This window comes from Allobosea sp. GW822-FHT05A11, assembly GCF_058800455.1.
On sequence record NZ_JBXAMI010000006.1, the window covers coordinates 120,206 to 138,986 of the forward strand.

Sequence of the window (18,781 nt, forward strand, 5' to 3'; positions counted from 1 at the left end):
TTCCGGTGTCAGTGGGCGATGGCAAGCGGGGTGGAAGCGATGGCGAGGCCTGCGAGCCGCCCGGCTCTGCTGCCGTGCAACTGCGCCAAGCGGCGGGCGGCGAAGAGATTCGAGCCGCCGCGGCGCCTGAGGCGCTCCGTGAGGATTTCGGCGGCACGCTCGTGCTCGCCGGCGCGAATCAGGCTCTCGGCATAGGCCTGCTCGAACAGGTCACGCTGGGCATGGCTGCCGCCGATCGCGATCAAGCCGTTGCGGGCTGAGCCGAGCAGACGGGCGGCCTCGTCATAATCGCCCTCATGGAAGGCGATCAGCCCGAAGGCAGCCAGCCCGCCGTGACAGGCAGCATCGCGCCGCTCGCTACTGGAATGCGCTTCCGCATCCTCGATCAGGCTGCGGGCGATGCTCTCGGCCCCGTTGGCATGGCCGGCGCCGAGCAGGGACAGCGCATAGTGCAGATCGGCAAAGACGAGGCGGCCGTCATGGATGCGCCCCTCGGCCTTGGCAGCCAATTCTTCCCAGCGATCGCCGATATCGACACCGGCATAGTCGAGCCGGGCGAGCAGCGAGGCGCCGTTGGCGATGTCGCGGTAATCGTCGGTCGGCTCGGCCCGGATCTCATCGTCATAGAGCCGCAGCACCTCGGCGGTCTCGCCGCGTTCCAGACGGAACAGCGCGAGATGCCAGAAGATGTGGAAGCGCAGGTTGTTGGCGTGGGCAACCTCGCGCCCGTCGCCGAGCCAGACGATGCCCTCGTCGGTGCGCCCCGTCATCTCCAGCACATGGGCGACGGCGTGGCGGCCCCAGGCGTCGCGCGGGCTCAAGGCCACGGCACGGCGACCGATACGCTCGGCCTGCGCATAGAAGCCGCGCTCCTCCAGCGCGAAGGCATGGCAGCCATGGACGAAGCCGGCGAGCGGATGGCTCTCGCCGAAGCCTGGCGCGAAACGGTTGAGCGTCGCGAGCATCTCGCTCTGGTCGCCCAGCATGAAGCGCAGCCCATGCGAGAGCTTGAGCGCCAGAACATCGAAGGGATGGGCGAGGAGGATCGTTTCCAGCCGTTCGGCCGCCCGGCGCGGCTGATCGTCAAGCCAGAACGCCAGGGCCTCGACGATCATCGTTTCGCGCTGCGTCACCGGCCGCAACAGCGCCGCCGCGCGCGCTCTGAGCAGGCACTCGCGGGCCGGGGCGACATGCTCGCCACGGGCCAGCGAGAGCAGCATCAGCCCCTTGGCGGCATGGGCCAGCGTGAAATCCGGGTCGGCGGCGAGCGCCCGGGCGAGATGCTCGGGCGTCGCGGCGGCATGGGCCATCAGCGCTTCGAGCATGTCGTTCCAGGCGAGGCGCGCCGCGTCGTTGAAGACGGTGATGCGATCGCCGGAGAGGTCGTGATGAACGGCATAAGACATGGGCTGCTCCATTGCCGCGCCGGTGAAGGGCGCTCGTCAGGGAGTTCGCAACGGCGCGATCAAGCGGCGTTCAACTCGCTTCACGGACCCGTGTTGTCAGCGGGGCCTGCGCGGCCGGTTCGCTCAGCGGCCCGGCCAGCGGCCTGCGCTCCGGGCCGGCCCATGGCGCGCTCTTGAACCAGCCGACCGCGAGCGCAGTGGCGAGGATCAGCGCGAAGCCAGTGAGATTGAGCGCCGCCACGACAGGCTCGCTGCGCCCGGCCATATCAGCGATCGTGCCCAGCAGCCGCGCCAGCACGACGCTTGCCAGGAAACACGCGAGCGACTGCCGCCCGATCAGGATGAGCAGATGGCCCGCGCCGCGATCGAGCCGGTCCCGCCAGGGTTCGATCAGGCTCAGCACGAGATAAGCGAGCGCCAGGAAATGCAGCACGCGCAGGATATGCAGGTCGGTCTTCTCGCTGGCCGGGATGACGAGATCGCGGGCCGCCTGCGCCAACGGCCAGTGTTCCAGGATGCCCCAGAAGGACAGCGGCACCGAGAGCAGGAGGAAGAGCGCGGCCGCCAGCATCAATCGCCGGTCACCAAACGGGGGCATCGGCAGCCATTTCATGGCGATGAAGAAGCCGATGAAGAAGATGAACTGCCAGGCGAACGGATTGAGGAACCAGCCGGCGCCGTTCCACGGGTTGCCGGAGAGATTGAGGCCGGTCGCCCAAACCGCGGCATAGAGGGTTGCCGCGATCAGGAACGGCAGGGCGGCATGGAGCCGACGCCCGAGCATCATCACGGGCACGAGCGCCAGGATGATGAGATACATCGGCAGGATGTCGAGATAGTCCGGCTGCCAGGAGAGCGTGGCAAGGCCGAGCAGAGCGTTCTCGGGATCGGCGAGCAGCGGCTGGAACTGCTGCGCGACCACGGCGAGACCGAGGAACCGGTCCAGCGCGGCGGCGAGCGCGATCAGCGCCAGCACGAGGCCGATCTGAGCCCAGTAGACCTGCCAGATCCTGTAGGCGATGCGCGCCGTACCCAACCACCACCCGCGACGCGTGAAGACGCTGCCGAAGGCGAGCGCGCTGGCGATGCCGGAGCAGAAGACGAAGAGCTCCGCGCCGGAGGAAAAGCCGAAGCGCGCGGGAATCCAGCCGTTCCAGCTGTTCTCCGGCAGATGCGCGACGAAGATGATCAGCATGGTCAAGCCGCGAAAGAGGTCGAGTCGCTCGTCGCGAGGCCGCTTCGCGGGAGTGGTGGAGGCTGCGGCCATCAGAACGCTCCCTCGTAGCTGGAAGCGTCGATGCGGCAGGCGAGCACAGTGAAGCGACCGCGGCGGAAGGCCGCCTCCGCCTCGCGCGCCAGCGTTTCGCGGTCGTCGATCGTGGCGCCGTGCCCGCCCATTGCGCGGGCGATGGCGGCGAAATCGGTCTCGCCGATATCGACGGCGGCGCGGACCAGGCCGAGCTGGCGCTGCTTCAGCGCGATCAGCCCGAGCGCCCGATCGACGAGCGCGACGACGATCACCGGCAGGCCGAGATCGCGCAGCGTCGCCAGCTCGCCCAGCACCATTTCGAGCCCGGCATCCCCGACGAAGCACAATGTCGGCCGGCCGGAGCCCCGCGCCGCGCCTATCGCCAGCGGCAGGGCGCAGCCCATGGTGCAGAATCCGCTCGATTGCAGCAGGCGGCGCGGGCCGTCGCAGCCCCACATCTGGCTGAGCAGGATGCGGTGCGCCCCGGAATCGGCGGTCGCGATGATGCCGGCCGGCGCAGCCCGACGCAGCGTCTCGAAGACCGCATGCGGCCCCCATCCGTCGGGAGCGGCGAAGGCGGCGCGGAAGGCCTTACGGATCGCGGCAGGCTCATCGTCCGGCCGGTTTGCCTTCGCCACCCGCTCTTCCGAGAGCCTCGTCAGCGTCATGCCGACATCGCCTTCGAGCAACAGGCTGGAATGATGCATGCCGTGCTGGATCGGCTCCGCAACGATATCGATAACGGGCGTGCCGGCCGGCCAAGGGTTTCGCCAGCCCTGGCGCATCTCGATCGGGTCATAGCCGGCGAGAACGATCAGGTCGGCGGCCTCGATCAGCGGGCGGACGATTGCGTCGGCCCTTGGCGAAAGGCCGACGGCCCCGATCACGCGCGGATCATCCTCCGGCACCAGCCCCTTGGCCTTGTAGGTGGTGAGCAGCGGCGCGCCGGTGCGGGTCAGGAACTCGTCGAGCGCAGCCGCTGCGCCGTCCTGGCCGACAAGATCGAGCCCCGCGATCACCAAAGGGCGCTGCGCGGTGGCGATCAGCGCTTGCGCAGGCCGAAGATCGGCCGGGACGGAAGGCGCCACGGAGAGCACGGCTGGCGCCTTGCGCTTGATGGTGCGGGCTTCCGCGACAGAGATCGGCAGGTCGATATGGACCGGTCCCGGCCGCCCGCGCCGGGCTATGGCGACGGCCTTGGCCACGACAAGGTCCTCGGTGCCCGGCGCGACACGGAAGCTCGCCTTCACCAGCGGGCGCAGCACGGCCTGATGATCGAAGACCTGATGCGTGTAGCTCTCGGCCAGAGCCTGGTCGACGCAGCCGGTCACGACGATCAGGGGCACGCGGTCCTGCTGGGCATTGGCGAGGACATTGACCGCATTGGCGACGCCGGGCCCCAGCGTCGCGACCAGCACGGGCAGCGCGCCGGTCGCATGCCAAAGCCCTTCCGCCATGAAGCCGGCCGCGTTCTCGTGCCGCGCGATCTGGAAGCGGATTCCAGCGCGTTCGAGCGCATCGACCAGCGCCAGCACTTCGCCGCCGGGGATGCCGAAGGCATGGGTCGCGCCGGCCACCGCCAACTGGGCCGCCAGGAGATCGGCACCGGTCACGAATTCTTCCGGATCGGCTCCAGTCGGTTCCACGGCCGCTATCCGTTCGTGACGCATCGTCTCTCTCCGCCTTGCCGCAAAAGCGGCTCTGCGGGAGAGATCGCGCGGGAGCCCGGTTTGGTTACACGATCACGGAGACGTGAGACCGGCAGCCGAGGCAGGCGGCCGCATCGTCAGGCGCCAGGCGCGTTCGACCCAGGCAGCGTCTGCGACATGGCCACCGCCATGCAGGCAGAGCTCCAGCCGCGCCGGGCCGCCACAACCGGTCGCGACGCGGCAGGTCAAGCCTTCCGGCTTGAGAGCGGCGCGGGCAGCTTCCGCCCAGCCTGCGGTACAGCCGCCGGGCGCGAAGACCGCGAGGCTCTTGAAGACATCGCCCTGCCGGGAGCCCTGGCGCAGGGTGCGGCCGGCGAGCGGCACGGTCGTGTCGCTCATGCCATGGACATGGATCAGCGGCGGGCGCGGACCTGCGCAGCTTTCCGGCACCGGCTCCCAGAAAGCCCCCGCGATCGGCGCGAAGCCAGCAAAGCGCCCGGGCATCCGGCAGCCGAGATACCAGACCATCGAACCGCCCTGCGAGAAACCGCTCGCAAGGATGCGGCCGGGATCGATGGGAAAGCGCGCGGCGACATCGTCGAGCACCTGTCCGACGAAGACGAACTCATCGCGATGACGGGCAGGCGAGCCAGGATAGGACCATGAGCGCCCGGCGCCGTCGGGTGCGATCAGCGCGACGCCAAGACGTCGGGTAACAGCGACGAGGCCGGCATCGGCGATCACCTCCTCGGCCGAACCCTGATAGCCGTGGAAGTACATGATCGCGCCGACCTTCCGCCCTGCCGACGCCTGCGGCGGCAGCACGAGGCGGTAACGGCCGCTCGCCACGCTGCAGCCTGCATCCGCAGGGCAGGCATCGCGGAACTGGGCAGGGACGAGCGTCTGCGCCGCGGCCGACGCCATCAGGACGAAGCCGGCCAGCGCACCGACGAGCCCTAGCCTCGATGCCATTTGCGATCTCTCCGCTGCTTCGCTGAAGCCTGCCCTTGCGCGCGAGCGTAGCCGGAGCGCGCCGGCGCTTCACCCGGCCATCGCGGGCTTGTGAGCCGGCCCCGGCCATGCAACGGACTTGCGTTGCGAATCCCCCTGCGAACAAGCGCAAGACGTGTCGCTGCAAGAGCTCGAAACCCAGCTCCGACCGATCTTCCTCGCGGCCCTTGCCGGCGATGCCGCGGCCTATCGCCTGTTCCTCGACACGATCAGCCTGCGGCTGCGCGGCTATCTCCGCCAGATGCTGACCCGTGCCGGTCGGAGCGAGGCGAGCGAGGCCGAGGACGTGCTGCAGGAAACCCTGCTGGCGCTGCACCTGTCGCGCCACACCTACGATGCCGCGAGCCCGGTGACGGCCTGGGCGCATGCGATCGCGCGCTACAAGCTGGTCGATCATCTGCGCCGCTCCGGCCGCCATGTCGGAGCCCTGCCGCTCGAGGACGAAGCCCATCAGCTCGCAGGCCCTCCGGAGAGTGCCGCGGTCGACGCAAGGCTCGATCTGGCACGCGCGATGGAAGCTCTGCCGGAGCGCACACGGCGCCTGATCGATCAGGTCAAGCTCCAGGGCACCAGCGTCGCCGACGCCGCCACCGCTGCCGGGATGACGGAAACGGCGGCCAAGGTCGCGATCCATCGCGGCCTTCAGGCCATGGCACAATTCCTCTCGAAACGGAGGAAACAACCATGACGATGTGCATCAGGCATCGACACGCCGTAACCTTTCGCCGGCTCCGCGCGAACTCCCCTTGAACCGGACCACCTTCGAAAATCGGACATGCAGACCGACGATTTGATCTCCCTGATGAGCGTGGACAGCCGGCCGGTCGATACTGGCTGGCTGCGCCGCACGACCTGGCTCTCGGCATTCGCGGCGCTCGCGGCAACGGCCGGGCTTGTCCTGCTGACGCTCGGAACCAGGCCCGACCTCGCAAGCGCCTGGACGACGCTGCCGGTCATCGCCAAGGCCGCATTCGGCGCCAGCGTCGCGGCGATTGCGCTCGTGCTGTTCCAGAGCAGCCTGCGGCCCGGCCTGAAGCCGGCGCGGCGCCTGCCGCTCGTTGCGCTCCCGCTGCTGGCTGCTGCTGGCTGGGCCCTCCTGACGCTGGCGCAGGCGCCGGCCGAGCAATGGCATGCCCTGATCTTCGGCCGCTACTGGCGAGCCTGCCTCATTGCGGTACCGCTCTACGCGCTGCTTCCGCTCGTCGTGCTTCTGCTGCTGGCTCGCCGCGGCGCACCGGTCGACAGCGCCTTGACGGGGGCCTGCGCCGGCCTCGCCTCCGCTGGGCTCGCCACGATCGCCTACAGCCTGCACTGCCCGGACGATACCGCGCCCTTCCTGGCGACCTGGTACACGATCGCGACCGCGATCATGACCACGCTCGGCGCGCTCATCCTGCCACGTTTCCTGCGCTGGTGACGCAAATCCGCACCGTGCGCCAAAACGATGCTCTGACTTCCAGCAATTGTCGTCGCCGCCGCTGGTACGGAGGGTCCTGCACGCGTGCGGACGAACTGCGTCTGCTTATGGTGCGGTGCAGCCCTGTTTCCTTACAGGCCTGCCATCTGGCAACAACCGTTCGCAGCGCTGCTCCGTGCCACACCAAGCTCCGATCGCTACTTCCAGCATGTCTCGACGGCGTCTTTGAGACAGCCCGGATACCCGCGCCGGGCTTTTTTGAGCCCGGCGATCCCTGGAAATGGCAGTTCAGGCGGACGGGGTTGCGGCCGGCGGAGAACCCGCTCCCCGCACCGGCAGCGGCTGCCTGGCGGGCGACTGGGCCTGGCCCGACTGAGACTGGCCATTCTTGCCACCCTTCAGCATCTCCCAGCTATTGCGCTGGCTGACGCTGCGCTTGAGATAGGCGATCGTCTGGGCGGCTTCGGCCGGGCTCTGGTCGCGCCGCGCCCAGGTCTCCGCCTCCCCGAAGCGGCCCTGCAGGCCGAGGACCAGGACGAGGTTCTGACGGACGCGGGCATCGGCGCGCTCGGAGGCCGCGGCCTCGGCGAGGATGCGCTCGGCCTCCGGCAGGTTGCGCGAGAGGGCGAGCGACAGCCCGTAGTTCGACATGATCGTCGGCTCGTTGGGAGCGAGCTTCAGCGCGGACTGGTAGATCTGCTGGGCACGGGTGTGGTCGCCCAGCTGATCGGCGACCGTGCCTTGCGCCGACAGGATGCGCCAGTCGGGGCGCTCGGGCGAATGCGCCCGCGAGAGAACGTCGTCCGCCTCCCGCAGGCGCCCGTTATCGGCGAGCGAACGGCCATAGGCGCCAAGAAGCTCGCGATCGTTCTGGTGGATCAGGACGGCGCCCTGAAGCACGGCCAGGGCCTGTGCGTTCTGGTCGAGGCTGCGCAGCGCGCGCGCATAGTAGAAGGCGGCGTCCCGGTCCTTCGGATTGGCGTCGTAGCGCTTCGCCCAGGTCTCCCGGTCGGCCTGCCAGCCCGCCGCCGTACGCGGCTGGCTCGCCTGGCTGCGGCCGATCGAGCCGGTGATGTCGCCCGGGCCGCCGCGCCCCTGGCAGCCCGCCAGGACGAGCGCCGCAAGGCAGACCGCGAGGCCGAGGCCGGCCCGCGAGCCGCGATGGGCCACGGGAGCGGACAGGGGCTGCACCGAGGCTGCAAGGCGGACTGAGGAATGGGGCCGGGCTGAAGAAGACATGGGCCGGATCGCCTCCCGAACACGGGTCGTCTGGATGGGTTTGTCTGGTCGGTCCGGTGATAAAGCGTTAACCCTAATGCATTCTTAATCGCCGCCCCGATGCTCCCGCTCGAAATCGAACACCGCTCGTGCACAGCCTCCTGACCTCGACCGCCGCAGGCATTCCCGTTCACGCCGTCTCGACCGGCACATGGCCCGCCCTTCTGGACCAGTTATCGCCGGCCAGCCGCAGCTTTGCCCTCGCCCAGGGTTTCGCCGGCCGTGCCGGCCAGCATTGCCTGCTGCCGGATCCGCAAGGGGCCATCGCGACCGTCCTGCTCGGCGTCGACACCACCGGGCGCCGACCCGATCCGTTCGCGCCGGGCCGCCTCGCCGCATTGCTGCCGGCCGGCGACTACGCGCTGTCCGGCGCTATCGACGATCCGGCACTGGCGACGCTGGGCTGGCTGCTGCAGGGCTACCGCTTCGATCGCTACCGCAAGCCGAACCCGGCCCGCGCCCGGCTGGTCGTACCCGACGGCGTCGACGGCGAGGAAATCAGCCTGATCGCCGAATCCGCAATGCTGGCGCGCGACCTCGTCAACACGCCGGCCAACGAACTCGGGCCGGGCGAAATCGAAGCGGCGATCCGCGGACTCGCGGCCGAATGCGGCGCGACGGTCGCCAGCATCGTCGGCGACGACCTGATCGCCCGCAATTTCCCGATGATCCACGCCGTCGGCCGCGCCTCGACACGCGCGCCGCGGCTCGTCGACCTGGTCTGGGGCGACCCTGCCCATCCCAAGGTGACGCTCGTCGGCAAGGGCGTCGCCTTCGACACGGGCGGTCTCAACCTCAAGCCCGACGCCTCGATGCTGCTGATGAAGAAGGACATGGGCGGCGCGGCGGCGGCGATCGCGGCGGCGCGGATGATCATGCTGGCGAAGCTGCCCGTGCGGCTGCGGCTGCTGGTGCCGGCCGTCGAGAATTCCGTGTCCGGGAACGCCTTCCGGCCCGGCGACGTGCTGGCGAGCCGCAAGGGCCTCTCGGTCGAGATCGGCAACACCGACGCGGAAGGCCGGCTGATCCTGGCCGATGCGCTGGCGCTGGCCGACGAGGAGGCACCCGAGCTGCTCGTCGATTTCGCGACGCTGACCGGCGCCGCACGGACCGCGCTCGGCCCGGACCTGCCGCCGTTCTACACGCATGACGAGAGCCTCGCCGCCGAGATCGCGCGGCTCGGCATGGCCGTGAACGACCCGGTCTGGCGGCTGCCGCTCTGGCCGCCCTATGACGGCCTGCTCGATTCCAAGATCGCCGACGTCAACCATATCTCCACTGGCGGCATGGCCGGCTCGGTCACGGCGGCCCTGTTCCTCAACCGCTTCGTCGAGAAGACGCAATCCTACGCGCATTTCGACATCTATGCCTGGAATCCCTCGGCCAAGCCGGGGCGGCCGGAGGGCGGCGAGTGCCAGGGCGCGCGGCTGATCCATGCGCTGGTGAAACAGCGTTTTTGATCCCGCATCGGCTGGTCCGAAAACCGGTCTCCACTTTTCGGGCCGATGCTTCATCCGCGCGGTTAAGGCTGATCGGCAAAGGCGATTGCGCGGCAGCCCCACCGGGATAATGATACGGGTCCGTAACGATCTGGACCCGTTCATGCCCCTGGAGATCAAGCCTTCGCAGGCGCTCAAGCTGTGGCGGCAGGTGCATCTCGATCTGGTGCGGGACCATGACGCCGATCTCTCGGCCCGCCAGACCGCGATCCTGCTCACCGTCTATCTCGAATTGCCGCCGCATACGGTGCGAGGTCTCGCCCAGCAGCTCGGCGTGACCAAGCCGGTGATCACCCGCGCCCTCGATACGCTCGGCAAGCTCGGCCTGCTGACGCGCAAGCGCGACGAGGCCGACCGCCGCAATGTCGTGATCCAGCGCACCGTCGCCGGGGCGCTCGCCGTCGAGCGCCTGGCCGATCTGGTGACAGAGCATGCCAGGGAGATCGGCGGAAGCTGAGGCCCCTCCCGAACCGTCTCCCGCCACGCTAGATTGCCGCCATGACCGCGATTCTTGACCGCCGTATCCATGCCTTCCGCCCCGATCTCGCAGCGCGTGCGTTGACGGGCCAGGTCGAGGCCGCCCGCTTCGCCGACCCGCAACCGATGCGCATCGTCGCGGCCTCCGCCCCAGTGCGGCGCGAGCCACGCCCGGACGCCGCCCTCGACACCGAGGCGCTGGCCGGCGAACTGGTTGAGGTCTATGAGCGCGAGGAGGGCTGGGCCTGGGGGCAGCTCGCCCGCGACGGCTATGTCGGCTACATCCCCGACGATGCCTTGCGCCCGGACCAGCCGGCGCCCACGCATCGCGTCGCTGGCTTGCGGACCTTCGTCTATCCCGGCCCCTCGATCAAACTGCCGCCGCTCACCGCGCTGTCGCTCGGCGCCAATGTCGCCGTGGTCGAAAGCAAGGGCGATTTCGCGGTTCTGGCCGATGGCGGCCATGTCTTCGCCGCCCATCTCGCGCCGCTCGACCAGTCGGAGCCGGATTTCGTCGGGGTCGCCGAGCGCTTCGTCGGCGTACCCTATCTCTGGGGCGGCAAGACCAGCCTCGGGCTCGACTGCTCGGGGCTGACGCAGCTCAGCCTCGCGGCGGCCGGTATCGCAGCGCCGCGCGATTCCGACATGATGGAAGCGAGGCTCGGCCGCCCGGTCAAACTGCGCGAGGATCTATCGGGGCTCCAGCGTGGAGACCTGATCTTCTGGAAGGGCCATGTCGGCATCCTGACCGCCCCCGACACGCTGCTCCACGCCAGCGGACATGTGATGAGCGTCTATCGCGAGCCCCTGCGCGAGGCGCGCGACCGCATCCGCGCCAAGAGCTTCGGCGAAATCACCGCCATCAAGCGGCTGGGCTGATCCCCCGATCCATTAAAACGCGCCGTCATTCCGGGCGGAGCGAAGCGCAGACCCGGGATCCATTCCTGAAGCTTTATCGGAAGCGCTCCGGAATGGATCCCGGATCGGCGCCGCTGTCGCGGCTTATCCGGGACGACTGCGTGGAGATGTCCTCCAGAACCACTCAGCCCAAACCCTTCAACCGATAGAGCGCCTCCAGTGCCTCGCGCGGGGTCATCTCGTCCGGGTCGATCCCGGCGAGCGCCTCGCGCAGGCCATCCGGTTCGCCTTCGGCAACCACCGGCGCCGGGCGGCGCTGCGGCACGGCGAAGAGCGGGAGATCGTCGACCAGCGAGGCGACCGGCTTCTCGCGCTCGGTCTTCTCCAATTCGCCGAGGATGGCGCGGGCGCGCTCCACCACGGCCGGCGGCAGGCCGGCGAGCTTGGCGACCTGGATGCCGTAGGAGCGATCCGCCGCGCCCGGCACGACCTCGTGCAGGAAGACGACCTCGCCCTTCCATTCGGTGACGCGGACGGTCGCGTTGGCGACGCGGTCGAGCCGGTCTCCCAAAGCTGTCAGCTCGTGATAGTGGGTCGCGAACAGGCTGCGGCAGCGATTGATCTCGTGGAGATGCTCGATCGCGGCCCAGGCGATCGAGAGACCGTCGAAGGTCGCGGTGCCGCGCCCGATCTCGTCGAGGATGACCAGCGCGCGGGGACCGGCCTGGTTCAGGATCGCGGCGGTCTCGACCATCTCGACCATGAAGGTCGAGCGGCCGCGCGCGAGGTCGTCGGCGGCGCCGACGCGCGAGAACAGCCGATCGACAATGCCGATATGCGCGGAGGTCGCCGGCACGAAAGAGCCCATCTGGGCGAGCACGGCAATCAGGGCGTTCTGGCGCAGGAAAGTCGATTTACCGGCCATGTTCGGACCGGTGATCAGGCAGATCCGCCCGCCCTTGGCCTCAGTGCCCGGCGGCGACAATTCGGTATCGTTGGCGACGAAGGGTTTACCGTCGCGCTTCAGCGCGGCCTCGACCACGGGATGGCGGCCGCGCTCGATGGTGAAGGCGACGCCGTCATCGACCTGCGGGCGGCTCCAGCCCTCGCGGCTGGCGAGATCGGCCAGGGCCGCTGCAACGTCCAGCTCGGCCAGCGCCAAGGCTGCCGCCTTGATCGGCTCGGCCTGGGCCAGCACGGCCTCGCTGAGCGCGGCGAAGATCGCGAGTTCGAGCTTCAGCGCCCGGTCGGCGGCGGAGGCGATCTTGGCTTCGAGCTCGCCGAGCTCGACCGAGGAGAAGCGCATCGCGTCCGACATGGTCTGGCGGTGGACGAAGGTCGCGCGCCAGGGATCGCGCAGGAATTCTTCGCCGGTCACTTGGGGCACCTCGACGAAATAGCCGAGCATGGCGTTGTGCTTGATGCGCAGCGTCCGGCAGTTGGTCTCGGCCGCGTAGCGCGCCTGCAACTGGGCGATGACCTTACGCGAGTCGATCTGGAGCAGACGCAACTCGTCGAGCGCCGGATCGAAACCCTCGCGGACGAAACGACCGTCGCGACGGTTGAGCGGCAGTTCGTCGGCCAGTGTCGCGTTGAGGCGTACCGGCAGATCGGGATCGCTTTCGCCGAGCGCGCGCATGGCGCGAGCGAGCTCGACAGGGAGTTCGCCACGCCGGACGAGCAGTGCTGCGATCGCGCGGGCCGCGTCGAGCCCGACGCCGAGCGCCGCGAGATCGCGCGGGCCGCCGCGGTCGAGCGAGAGCCGCGCCAAGGCGCGAGCGACGTCCGGCACCTTCTCAAGGGCCGAGCGCAAATCCTCGCGCAGGCCGGCATCGGCGACGAGCAGCTCGACCGCGTCATGGCGCGCGGCGATGGCGGCCGGATCGGTCAGCGGGCCGGCGAGACGCTCGGCCAGAAGGCGCGCGCCGCCCGGCGTCACCGTGCGGTCGATCGTGGCAAGCAGGCTGCCCTGGCGCTCGCCACCGAGAGTGCGCGTCAGCTCCAGATTGGCGCGGGTCGCGGCGTCGATCAGCATCGTCGCCGAGCCGGAATCGCGCACCGGGGCCGAAAGCGGCGGGCGGGCGCCGAGCTGCGTGCGCTCGACATAGGCCAGCGCCGCACCCGCCGCCGCGATCTCGGCCCGCGTGAAGGCGCCGAAGGCATCGAGCGTCGCGACGCCGAAGAATTCCTTCAGGCGCCGCTCGGCCGAGGCCGCGTCGAGCCCGTCGCGGGCGAGCGGCGTCACCGGCACCGCGATCTCTCGCCAGAACTCCTTGAGCTCGGGATCGTCATGGATGGCGTCGGGGCAGACGATCTCGCGCGGCTCCAGACGCGAGAACTCGATGGCGAGCCGCTCCTGCGGCGTCTCCATCACCGTGAAACGCCCGGTCGAGATATCGATGGCCGCAAGGCCATAGAGCGAGGCCGCCTCGCCGGTCTTGCGGCGCGCGACGGCGACAAGCAGGCTGGCGCGGCCCGGTTCGAGCAGGCGCTCCTCGGTGATGGTGCCGGGCGTGACGAGGCGCACGACATCGCGCTTCACCACCGACTTGTTGCCGCGCTTCCTGGCCTCGGCCGGGTCCTCGGTCTGCTCGCAGACGGCGACGCGGTGGCCGGCCGCGATCAGGCGCTGGAGATAGTCGTCGGCGCGCTCGACCGGCACGCCGCACATTGGGATGTCGTCGCCCTGGTGCTTGCCGCGCTTGGTCAGCACGATTCCGAGCGTGCGCGAGGCGATCTCGGCATCGGCGAAGAACAATTCGTAGAAATCGCCCATCCGGTAGAACAGCAGACAATCCGGATTGGCGGCCTTGATCTCCACGTATTGCGCCATCATCGGCGTGACGCGATCCGCGGCGGCGGCCGGTGCGGTGGAACGGGCGGTCTCGGGGGAAGAGCTCTGGCGCATTGCGCGGGCACGCTAGCAAAATGTCCGGGCAAGACCATCCGTTAGGACGGCTTTCAACAATTGAAAGCAATATTCGGGCGCCGAATCGGGCCAGGGCCTCCACATTGCTGCTGATCAATCTCGCCGAGAGCCTGTTCTTCCTGCTGCTGGCGGGACTGCTGCTGACCGTCGCGACGCCTCGGCTCGGTGACCGCTCCTGGCTGCGTCAGGTCATTGTCGGCGTGCTGTTCGCGGCCGGCGCCCTCGTCAGCATGGGCAACCCCTTCGAGATCATGCCCGGCCTCGTCGTCGATTCGCGCAACAGCTTCGCGATCCTTGCCGGCCCGGTCGGCGGACCGATCGCCTCCGTCCTGACGGCTGCCCCGCTCGTCGTAATGCGTTATCTCAGCGGCGGCGTCGGCATGGTGACGGGCATCACCGGCATCCTCGCCCGCGCCGCGATCGGCATCGCCTATGCCCTGTGGCTGGCGCGCCGCCGCCGGCCGCTCGGCATCGGTGATCTCGCCGCGCTGAGCGCCATCGACGCCCTCATCCTGATCGCCTCGGTGGGCTTCATCCCCGGCGCGGCCGGCGAGCGCTTCCTGCGCGAAGCCGTGCCGGTGATGATCCTGGTCGGAACGATCGGCATCTTCCTGACCGGCATCATCGTCATCAACGACAGCGAAAGACGGGAAACGGCCTATCGGCTGCGCACGCTGATCGATCGCGCGCCCGGCACGCTCTACCAGCGCATCGTGCGACCGGACGGCACGCTGACCTACCAGTTCGCCTCCTTCGCCATCGACAAGCTGCTCGGCATCACCAGGGAAGAGGTCGAACGGGACCCGGAAATCTGGCTTGGAAAACTCCTGCCGGAGGATCGCGCCCGCTTCGAGCAGCAGCGGCGCGACCAGCAGGACACCGAGACGCTCTGGCGCTTCGAGGGACGCTATAACGCGCCCGACGGCGGCATCGTCTGGCTGCGCAGTGAATCGACCAAGCGGCGCCTGCGTGACGGAACGCTGGTCTGGGACGGCATCCTGCTCGACGTCACAGCCGAGAAGACGCTGGAAACCCGCCGCGGCGAGATCGAGACGCTGCGCAAGACGACCCTCGACGCGCTGGCCGGTGATCTGGAGCGGACCGTCGGCAAGGCGCTCCGCGATGTCGGTGCCTCGCTGCGCGGCATGCACGATGCCGCCGGCCAGATGGTCGAGAACGCCAACAAGACGACCCAGCGCGCCGAAAGCGTGACGCAGGAGGCCGGCAGCGCCTCGCGCCGGATCGGCAGCGTCGCGATCGCGGCCGAAGAGATCGAGGCCTCGATCCGCGAACTCACCCAGCAGACCAGCCATGCCGACGACACCGTGCGCGCCGCCGCATCCTATGTCCGCAGCACGCGCAGCGACGTCGCAGGGCTGACGGAAGCTGCCGACAAGGTCCGCGCCGTGCTCGACTTCATCGAGGAGATCGCGGCCCGCACCAATCTGCTCGCCCTCAACGCGACGATCGAGGCGGCCCGCGCCGGGGCGGCCGGACGCGGCTTCGCGGTGGTGGCCGGCGAGGTCAAGACGCTCGCTGAGCAGACGCAGAAGGCGACCCGCGACATCGCCGCGACGCTGGCCGATATCCGCGGCGCCGCCGCGGCCGCCTTCGAGGCCGTCGCCCATATCGAGGGCACGATGACGACGATCGAGCAGACCTCGGGCGCGATCGCCGCCGTCGTCAGCCGCCAGGCCGGCATCGCCTCGACGATCGCCACCGATGCGCAGGCCGTCGCGCTGAGCGCCGACACCGTCACCACCAATGTCGGGGCCGTCGGCGCGGAAGCACGCGTCACCGGCGATGCCGCGATCCATGTCGCGGAGGCCGCCCGCAAGGTCGACGAGCAGGCCGAGGCGCTCGACCGCTATGTCGCGGATTTCGTGCGCAGCGTGCGCACCGCCTCGCAGACCTGACCCGCCCGGGATATCCCTTCGCCACGACAAGAGTTCTGTGAAGCACTCGCCGCTTGTGATCTCGGGCGCCGCCGCCTTATGGTCGGTACCCCTCGAGGAAACGCACAAGAAAAGACGCTTCGATGAACGACCGTCCGAAGACCAAGAGAGCCCGCCCGACCTTTACCGATCAGGAAGCCCTGCTGTTCCATTCGCAGGGACGGCCCGGCAAGCTGGAAATCGTGCCGACCAAGCCGATGGCGACGCAGCGCGACCTGTCGCTGGCCTATTCGCCCGGCGTCGCCGTACCGGTGCTGGCGATCGCGGAGGATCCGTCGCGCGCCTATGACTACACGACGCGCTCGAACCTCGTCGCCGTGATCACCAACGGCACCGCGATCCTCGGCCTCGGCAATCTCGGCGCGCTCGCCTCGAAGCCGGTGATGGAGGGCAAGTCGGTCCTGTTCAAGCGCTTCGCCGATGTCGACTCGATCGATCTCGAGGTCGATACCGAGGATCCGGACAAATTCATCGACGCCGTGCGCTATCTCGGCCCGTCCTTCGGCGGCATCAATCTCGAGGACATCAAGGCGCCGGAATGCTTCATCATCGAGCAGCGCCTGCGCGAATTGATGGACATCCCCGTCTTCCATGACGACCAGCACGGCACCGCGATCATCGCCGCCGCCGGCCTGATCAACGCGCTGGACATCACCGGGCGCGACATCAAGACGACCAGGCTCGTCATCAACGGCGCGGGCGCCGCGGCGATCGCCTGCATCGAACTGCTGAAGGCGATGGGCTTCAAGCCCGACAACGTCATTCTCTGCGACACCAAGGGCGTGATCTACCAGGGCCGCACCGAGGGCATGAACCAGTGGAAATCGGCCCATGCCGCCGTCACCGACCGGCGCACGCTGGCGCAGGCGCTGGACGGGGCCGATGCCTTCTTCGGCCTGTCGCAGAAGGGCGCGGTGACGCCGGAGATGGTCGCCGCGATGGCGCCGAACCCGATCATCTTCGCCATGGCCAATCCCGATCCGGAGATCACGCCGGAGGAGGTCCATGCCATCCGCGACGACGCGATCATGGCGACCGGCCGCTCGGACTATCCGAACCAGGTCAACAACGTGCTGGGCTTCCCCTTCATCTTCCGCGGCGCGCTCGACGTGCGCGCAACCACGATCAACATGGAGATGAAGATCGCCGCGGCCGAGTCGCTGGCGATGCTCGCCCGTGAGGACGTACCCGACGAGGTGGCCGCCGCCTATCAGGGTTCGCGCCCGCGCTACGGCAAGGACTACATCATCCCGGTGCCCTTCGACCCGCGCCTGATCCATGTCGTGCCGATGGCCGTCGCCAAGGCCGCGATGGACTCAGGCGTCGCCGGCAAGCCGATCGTCGACGTCGCCGCCTACAAGGCGCAGCTCTCGGCCCGGCGCGACCCGATCGCCGGCACGCTCAACCGCATCTTCGAGCGCGTCCGGCGCTATCCCAAGCGCGTCGTCTTCGCCGAGGGCGAGGAGGAGCAGGTCATCCGCGCCGCCGCCTCCTTCGTGGCGCAGGGGCTCGGCCATGCCATCCTGGTCGGCCGCGAGGACCGCATCACCGAAGCTGCGACCTTCCTCGGCGTCGATCTCGAAGCCAAGGGCATCTCAATCCAGAATGCCCGGCTCTCCCACCGCAACAGCGCCTATGCGCAATATCTCTACGAGCGGCTGCAGCGGCAGGGCTACCTGTTCCGCGACTGCCAGCGCCTGATCAACCAGGACCGCAACCATTTCGCCGCGGCAATGGTGGCGCTCGGCGATGCCGACGCGATGGTGACCGGCGTCACCCGCAACTACTCGATCGCGCTGGAAGAGGTCCGCCGCGTCATCGACGAGAAGCCGGGCCACCGGGTGATCGGCATCTCGGTCGTGATCTCGCGGGACCGCACCGTCCTCGTGGCGGATACCGCGATCACCGAGATGCCGACCGCGCGGCAATTGTCGGAAATCGCGATCGAGGCGGCCGGCGTCGCCCGCAGGCTCGGCTACGAACCCAAGGTCGCGATGCTCGCCTTCTCGACCTTCGGGCATCCGGCCGGCGAACGTTCCGAGAAGGTGCGCGAGGCCGTGGCGCTGCTCGACGGCCAGCGCGTCGATTTCGAGTATGACGGCGAGATGGCGGCCGATGTCGCGCTCAACCGCGAGGTGATGAGCCAGTACCCGTTCTGCCGCCTCTCGGGGCCGGCGAACGTGCTGGTGATGCCGGCCTTCCACTCTGCTTCGATCTCAACCAAGCTGCTGCAGGAGCTTGGCGGCGCGACCGTGATCGGCCCGCTGATCGTCGGCCTCGACAAGCCGATCCAGATCGTGCCGCTCGGCGCCAAGGATTCCGACATCGTCAACATGGCCGCGCTGGCCGCCTTCAATATCGGCGGGTAACTCGGAACGCATCTGCACATTCTCGTCATGCTCGCCCTTGTGGCGAGCATCCACGTCTCGACCACGACCTTCGACCAGCGAAGACGTGGATGGTCGGGACAAGCCCGACCATGACGGAGGGCGTCAGGACGCGTTCTTCTTCCGCGTTTCAGCCGCCTTCTTAGCCGAGGCGGAACGCGCCGCTTTCGGCCGCGCGGCGGAAGCCTCGCCACCCAGCTTGCCACCCCGCTTTGCGGCTTCATCGGTGTCCGGCTGCCCCCGACCTGAGCCGGACTTGTTGCCGCCGCCGCTGTCCTTGTTGACGGTCGCCCAGGCGCGACGCTCGGCCTCTTCGTGCGAAACGCCACGTTCCTCGTAGCTTTCCTCGATATGCTCAGCCTTGCGCTTCTGCTTGTCGGTGTAGGCGGACTTGTCTCCCCGAGGCATGGCAAAACTCCCCTGTGAATTCGAACTGGAAACGCAAGGCTCCGCATCGCTGTTCCCACCCCCGGGATCGCACGCGCCTGGCCATGGTCGGGGGGTGAGCGCATCGCGCCAGTCGCCTCCTTCATCGGCGTCATTCGTCGCAGCGGCTTGTGCATTGCCGCCGAGGCGTTATCTGTCGGGCGGAGCTTGAACCCGAGCCCCGCCCGCCACCGCGCCGCCGCGATCCCGCAGCGCCGCGCAACCCCGAGAGCGCATGTC

General features: G+C 68.8%; 14 protein-coding genes. 7 read left to right on the forward strand and 7 right to left on the reverse strand.

What is annotated here, in order from left to right; translation table 11 throughout:
* Positions 1–8 precede the first annotated feature (8 nt).
* The 4 genes from AC1RLU_RS20260 to AC1RLU_RS20275 all read right to left on the reverse strand — a co-directional run bounded on the left by AC1RLU_RS20260 (position 9) and on the right by AC1RLU_RS20275 (position 5,276).
* Complete coding sequence (locus tag AC1RLU_RS20260; RefSeq protein ID WP_492797819.1) at positions 9–1,406, reverse strand: tetratricopeptide repeat protein; 1,398 nt, start codon at positions 1,404–1,406, stop codon at positions 9–11.
* 70 nt (positions 1,407–1,476) lie between these two features.
* Positions 1,477–2,673 carry an OpgC family protein gene (locus tag AC1RLU_RS20265; protein ID WP_492797821.1) on the reverse strand — a complete coding sequence of 399 codons (1,197 nt, stop codon included), beginning with the start codon at positions 2,671–2,673 and terminating at the stop codon, positions 1,477–1,479.
* On the reverse strand, positions 2,673–4,301 hold the full coding sequence (locus tag AC1RLU_RS20270) for a thiamine pyrophosphate-binding protein (protein WP_492797823.1): 1,629 nt from the start codon (positions 4,299–4,301) through the stop codon (positions 2,673–2,675). The genes AC1RLU_RS20265 and AC1RLU_RS20270 overlap by 1 nt, the downstream gene beginning before the upstream one ends.
* A 96-nt stretch (positions 4,302–4,397) precedes the next feature.
* Complete coding sequence (locus tag AC1RLU_RS20275) at positions 4,398–5,276, reverse strand: CE1 family esterase (RefSeq protein ID WP_492797824.1); 879 nt, start codon at positions 5,274–5,276, stop codon at positions 4,398–4,400.
* A 154-nt stretch (positions 5,277–5,430) separates the two neighbouring features.
* Here AC1RLU_RS20275 and AC1RLU_RS20280 point away from each other — a divergent pair, with 154 nt between their 5' ends.
* A complete protein-coding gene (locus AC1RLU_RS20280) occupies positions 5,431–6,003 on the forward strand; it encodes a sigma-70 family RNA polymerase sigma factor (protein WP_492797825.1) in 573 nt (190 codons plus the stop codon).
* An 87-nt stretch (positions 6,004–6,090) separates the two neighbouring features.
* Positions 6,091–6,732, forward strand: coding sequence for an NrsF family protein (locus AC1RLU_RS20285; RefSeq protein WP_492797826.1), 642 nt, complete (start codon positions 6,091–6,093; stop codon positions 6,730–6,732).
* A gap of 288 nt (positions 6,733–7,020) precedes the next feature.
* Here AC1RLU_RS20285 and AC1RLU_RS20290 read toward each other — a convergent pair whose 3' ends face one another.
* Positions 7,021–7,971 carry a tetratricopeptide repeat protein gene (locus tag AC1RLU_RS20290; protein ID WP_492797828.1) on the reverse strand — a complete coding sequence of 317 codons (951 nt, stop codon included), beginning with the start codon at positions 7,969–7,971 and terminating at the stop codon, positions 7,021–7,023.
* 128 nt (positions 7,972–8,099) lie between these two features.
* Between AC1RLU_RS20290 and AC1RLU_RS20295 the strand changes: the two genes are divergently transcribed.
* The 3 genes from AC1RLU_RS20295 to AC1RLU_RS20305 all read left to right on the forward strand — a co-directional run bounded on the left by AC1RLU_RS20295 (position 8,100) and on the right by AC1RLU_RS20305 (position 10,865).
* Positions 8,100–9,470 (forward strand): leucyl aminopeptidase family protein, encoded by a 1,371-nt coding sequence (locus AC1RLU_RS20295; protein ID WP_492797830.1) that lies wholly within the window; start codon positions 8,100–8,102, stop codon positions 9,468–9,470.
* Positions 9,471–9,612: 142 nt separating this feature from the next.
* Positions 9,613–9,966 (forward strand): MarR family winged helix-turn-helix transcriptional regulator, encoded by a 354-nt coding sequence (locus AC1RLU_RS20300; RefSeq protein WP_492797832.1) that lies wholly within the window; start codon positions 9,613–9,615, stop codon positions 9,964–9,966.
* 41 nt (positions 9,967–10,007) lie between these two features.
* Positions 10,008–10,865, forward strand: a complete 858-nt coding sequence (locus AC1RLU_RS20305; protein WP_492797833.1) for a C40 family peptidase — start codon at positions 10,008–10,010, stop codon at positions 10,863–10,865.
* A gap of 163 nt (positions 10,866–11,028) precedes the next feature.
* On the opposite strand, the gene mutS is transcribed toward AC1RLU_RS20305, so the two are convergent.
* The gene (gene mutS, locus AC1RLU_RS20310) at positions 11,029–13,752 is read right to left on the reverse strand and encodes a DNA mismatch repair protein MutS (protein ID WP_492797834.1); all 2,724 of its coding nucleotides are present in this window, start codon (positions 13,750–13,752) and stop codon (positions 11,029–11,031) included.
* A gap of 104 nt (positions 13,753–13,856) precedes the next feature.
* On the opposite strand from mutS, the gene AC1RLU_RS20315 reads away from it, so the two are divergent.
* Together AC1RLU_RS20315 and AC1RLU_RS20320 are read left to right on the forward strand one after the other, a co-directional pair.
* The gene (locus AC1RLU_RS20315; protein ID WP_492797836.1) at positions 13,857–15,689 is read left to right on the forward strand and encodes a methyl-accepting chemotaxis protein; all 1,833 of its coding nucleotides are present in this window, start codon (positions 13,857–13,859) and stop codon (positions 15,687–15,689) included.
* A gap of 122 nt (positions 15,690–15,811) precedes the next feature.
* Positions 15,812–18,097, forward strand: a complete 2,286-nt coding sequence (locus tag AC1RLU_RS20320) for an NADP-dependent malic enzyme (RefSeq protein ID WP_113586349.1) — start codon at positions 15,812–15,814, stop codon at positions 18,095–18,097.
* A 123-nt stretch (positions 18,098–18,220) separates the two neighbouring features.
* On the opposite strand, the gene AC1RLU_RS20325 is transcribed toward AC1RLU_RS20320, so the two are convergent.
* Positions 18,221–18,523, reverse strand: coding sequence for a plasmid stabilization protein (locus AC1RLU_RS20325; RefSeq protein WP_492797838.1), 303 nt, complete (start codon positions 18,521–18,523; stop codon positions 18,221–18,223).
* Positions 18,524–18,781: the final 258 nt, after the last annotated feature.

Excerpts from the sequence above, each read along its gene's own strand:
- AC1RLU_RS20260 (WP_492797819.1), bottom strand. The coding sequence starts at position 1,406 with ATGTCTTATGCCGTTCATCACGACCTCTCCGGCGATCGCATCACCGTC.
- AC1RLU_RS20265 (WP_492797821.1), bottom strand. The coding sequence starts at position 2,673 with ATGGCCGCAGCCTCCACCACTCCCGCGAAGCGGCCTCGCGACGAGCGA.
- AC1RLU_RS20275 (WP_492797824.1), bottom strand. The coding sequence starts at position 5,276 with ATGGCATCGAGGCTAGGGCTCGTCGGTGCGCTGGCCGGCTTCGTCCTG.
- AC1RLU_RS20285 (WP_492797826.1), top strand. The coding sequence starts at position 6,091 with ATGCAGACCGACGATTTGATCTCCCTGATGAGCGTGGACAGCCGGCCG.
- AC1RLU_RS20290 (WP_492797828.1), bottom strand. The coding sequence starts at position 7,971 with ATGTCTTCTTCAGCCCGGCCCCATTCCTCAGTCCGCCTTGCAGCCTCG.
- AC1RLU_RS20300 (WP_492797832.1), top strand. The coding sequence starts at position 9,613 with ATGCCCCTGGAGATCAAGCCTTCGCAGGCGCTCAAGCTGTGGCGGCAG.
- AC1RLU_RS20305 (WP_492797833.1), top strand. The coding sequence starts at position 10,008 with ATGACCGCGATTCTTGACCGCCGTATCCATGCCTTCCGCCCCGATCTC.
- mutS (WP_492797834.1), bottom strand. The coding sequence starts at position 13,752 with ATGCGCCAGAGCTCTTCCCCCGAGACCGCCCGTTCCACCGCACCGGCC.
- AC1RLU_RS20320 (WP_113586349.1), top strand. The coding sequence starts at position 15,812 with ATGAACGACCGTCCGAAGACCAAGAGAGCCCGCCCGACCTTTACCGAT.
- AC1RLU_RS20325 (WP_492797838.1), bottom strand. The coding sequence starts at position 18,523 with ATGCCTCGGGGAGACAAGTCCGCCTACACCGACAAGCAGAAGCGCAAG.